This window comes from Vibrio sp. 10N.222.46.A1 (assembly GCF_041473595.1).
Classification (GTDB): Bacteria; Pseudomonadota; Gammaproteobacteria; order Enterobacterales; family Vibrionaceae; genus Vibrio; species Vibrio tasmaniensis_A.
In genome coordinates this window covers 1-3,587 of record NZ_JBFRSN010000045.1, presented here as the reverse complement: position 1 = coordinate 3,587, position 3,587 = coordinate 1, and the positions used below count along the sequence as shown (strand labels likewise).

Genomic DNA, 3,587 nt, shown 5'->3' with positions numbered 1-3,587 from the left:
GTGTACATAAACACGAGTACCGTTAGTACATACTTCGCCTTGGGTGTAGAAATTAGCGACCATTGAAGCCGACACCGCATCGTCCAATTTCGCATCATCAAAGATGATCATTGGTGATTTACCGCCGAGCTCCATCGTTACAGACTTGAGTGTTTTAGCACTGTCTGACATTACCGCTTTGCCCGTACCGGTTTCGCCTGTGAACGACACTTTAGCGATGTCTGGGTGCGCCGTTAGCATTTGGCCGACACGGTAATCGCCCTGAACTACGTTAAACACACCATCAGGAAGGCCAGCTTCTGTGAAGATCTCAGCAAGTTTAAGTGCCGTTAGCGGCGTTTCTTCTGAAGGCTTGAAAATCATCGCGTTACCCGCAGCGAGTGCTGGAGCCGATTTCCACATTGCGATTTGGATAGGATAGTTCCACGCGCCAATGCCCGCACAGATACCTAGCGGTTCACGACGTGTGTAGAAAAATTGGGTGTCACTAAGAGGTTGTTGATCGCCTTGCAGCGTAGGTGCTAGCCCTGCGAAGTACTCAATAACGTCGGCGCCAGAAGCCACATCGACTTCGATCGCTTCTTGTAATGGCTTGCCCGTATCGACAACCTCAAGGTTCGCAAGGTCATTATTTCGAGCTCTAAGTATCTCTACCGCCTTTAAAAGAATGCGGCTGCGTTCTACGGCTGTCATTGCTGACCATACCGCAAACCCGCGCTTCGCCGATTCAATCGCATTTTCGACGTCAGCTGAAGAAGCTTGGCCAAGCGTTGCGATAGGTTCGCCGTTTGCAGGGTTAATGCTGACGAAAGTTTCGCCTGAGGTAGCGTCAACCGCTTTACCATCGATGTATAACGAGTTCATTTCCATTTGATCTTCTGACTTAATTATTGTTGTTAGACTCTATCGGTCTATGTATTTGTGAATGCATATCGTTGTTGAGAGCGAGCCTTTTGAGCTCACTCACTAGAATTTTTGATGACTCATTAATCACGCTGACACGAGTAAAACGTAAGCTGCTTGTCTAAGTAGTCATTGATGATTGCACGAGCTTTGTCGGCGTTAATGCCTTCAGGATTGAGCGTCCCTCTCAGCCAGATGCCATCAATTAATGATGCGATGCCGTGTGCGATCAATTCCGCTTGATCAGGTTGAAAAAACGATTTTAATTCAATAAGTAAGTGAGAAATCAAACGCTTTTCATTCACGCGCTGAAGGCGCTTGAGTTGAGCGTCATGCATCGAATAAGACCAGAATGCGAGCCATGTTTTCGACACTTTATTTTCCGCTTGATAGCCTTCGAAATTACCGTTGATGATAGCGTTGATCCTTTGCTGGTGAGCATCAGCAGGGAGCGCTTTTAATTCTGTTGTTACGGTATTCGAAAGTTGGCGCAGTATTTCTCGCATGGTCTCTTCGAGCAGCCCATGCTTTCCACCAAAATAGTGATTAATAATGCCAGTGGAGACTCCCGCTTCTTTGCTGATCAACGCAATACTCGCGGCATGCAAACCCACTCGATCAATCACCGTCATGGTGGCTTGAACAAGCTGTGGTTTACGTATGTCAGGCATCCCAACCTTGGGCATTTCTTATTCCTTCTATTTTATATTGAACGTTCAGTTAAGTATAAAATGACAGAAATTTAATTAGGGTTCAAATGATTATTTAAAACAAATTCGTAACAACACACCATTCAAAATCAAATAAATTATTTTAAAACAATGCTTTAAATATCATTTAGATCACTAAATAAAATCATTAAAGATTTGAGGTATGATGGTTACGGGTCAAAAGTTTTGCTTAGGAAGAGCAAAAAATAAATCAGTAGGAATACGTGTAGACACTTTTTGGGGGGAAGTTAAAAGGTAGTATCAATGAGTCTTAATACTGAAATTTAAGATTAGGAAATCTGCACTCAACAAAGTAACGAATCAAGACATGAACAAAAAAAAGGCCGATAATGACAGAGCCATCACCAACCTTTGCGGAGTCGTTATTGTTACTTTCTTTGACTACTCAATACGAGTAATAAAACCGTACTTATCAGAGTCTGCTTTGGTCATCCAGTGTTCACCGGAAGCCGGGGCAGAATCTAAAGTGAAGATATAGAAGTCTATCCCTTTTTCTCCCATCACCTTTTTAAAATAGGTCGCTTGCTGACGATGACTCTCATTGGTGTATGGGAATTCTTTGGCCGTTTTATTCCCTTCAGCCCAACTATGCACACCCACCTGTTTATTCAGTTCAATGACCTTGGTAGTATCAGCGCGTTGCAATATGCGTGGGTTGCCAGCAGCAAATAGATCCGTACCACCCGAAAAAACCGAACCCGTTGGAGTCACAACCGTCGTCATCTTGTTGTTATTGATCATACGCCCGGTGTACATGTTGATTTCGTCATCAGCACTACCGCCAATATGGTTGGTAAACTTCAACGTCATCTCACTGCCTCGGTATAACTTCACGATATCAAAAAGCTGAGAATAGGTTGATGCGCCTAGAGTGGAAGTAATCCGTTCAACAGCGCCAGTCTCGTTGAGCACATCGCGGTAAAAAGCGTTGAAGGCAAACGATGTGGTAATGGTGACTTTATTACCATTTTTGGATTTACTCAGAATCGTCGAACCTAGGCTCGTCACGTATTGCGACAACTCGTTTTGGTATTCAAGATTAACGGAGACTTTTTTATCCTTCGTCATTGCTTTTATTGACGTAGTATCACTAGAAGTAAAGCGTTGTGCTGCATCACAATCAAATAGATCCAAGCCCTTGCTCTCTGTATAAATACCACAACTATCAAACCCAGCTTCAGGAAAGTACAGATCAACACTTTGACCTAAGCCATCCAAAAGCCTAATCACTTTTTGCTTATCACTAATGTCTTCAGCAAACTGAATTTTTTCATACAAAATACCATCGTAAGAGAGCTTCATAGCCTCTTCTTGGAGCTCTTGCCTCTCTTGATACAACTCACCAAGTTTAGCTGAAGAAAATACGTAGTCAGCCTTCGGTTCCTTTTGCGAAATGGTGGTTGATTGTCCCGTGTTTGAACTTGAATTACAGCCAGCCAAGAGAGCCAAAGGTAACGCTAGCAACGTATTTCGATAGTACTTCATACCATTATTCCCCAAAATTTTGATTGGAGAAATTCTATTGGTTAACAATTAAATTATCTGTCGTAACTATGTAATGGAATGTATTTCATCTATATCCTCGCCCCCCTTCCTTGCTAAAAACACTCACTTCAGAGTGCAAACCAACTCATAAGACCAGTTACACGAGCTTACATTCAGCCACTCTAAAATTATATATAATGCTAACAAATCATCAACAAGCCACATGGAAAGCCACTTCAGTAGTGTCAGGCAATTAAAAATATCAATAAAGGTAGACAATGAAGCGTTCACTATCTTGGACCATTATTTATCCAATCATAGGAATAGCACTTGCTTGTATTTTACTATTCTCTTTAATATCGACCGTTATCCTTGAAGATTTCGTTCAAAAAGTGTCGGTTGAAAATGCAAAGAACTACGTGACTACATTTCATAGTATTCGTAACTATTACTCATCAAATGTCATAC

At 42.2% G+C, this 3,587-nt stretch carries 4 protein-coding genes; 1 reads left to right on the top strand and 3 read right to left on the bottom strand.

The annotated features are described in order from the left end of the window. From AB4496_RS01950 to AB4496_RS01940, 3 genes are all read right to left on the bottom strand, one after another. On the bottom strand, positions 1-870 hold an 870-nt coding region (locus AB4496_RS01950; protein WP_372130527.1), incomplete at its 3' end, for an aldehyde dehydrogenase family protein. A gap of 116 nt (positions 871-986) precedes the next feature. Continuing rightward, entirely contained in the window at positions 987-1,589 is a 603-nt protein-coding gene (gene betI, locus AB4496_RS01945; protein WP_009845980.1) for a transcriptional regulator BetI, read from the bottom strand. Positions 1,590-2,015: 426 nt separating this feature from the next. Continuing rightward, positions 2,016-3,119, bottom strand: coding sequence for a hypothetical protein (locus AB4496_RS01940; protein WP_009845981.1), 1,104 nt, complete (start codon positions 3,117-3,119; stop codon positions 2,016-2,018). 278 nt (positions 3,120-3,397) lie between these two features. Here AB4496_RS01940 and AB4496_RS01935 point away from each other — a divergent pair. Continuing rightward, positions 3,398-3,587 (top strand): hypothetical protein (locus AB4496_RS01935; RefSeq protein ID WP_372130526.1); only part of this gene is annotated, 190 nt, incomplete at its 3' end.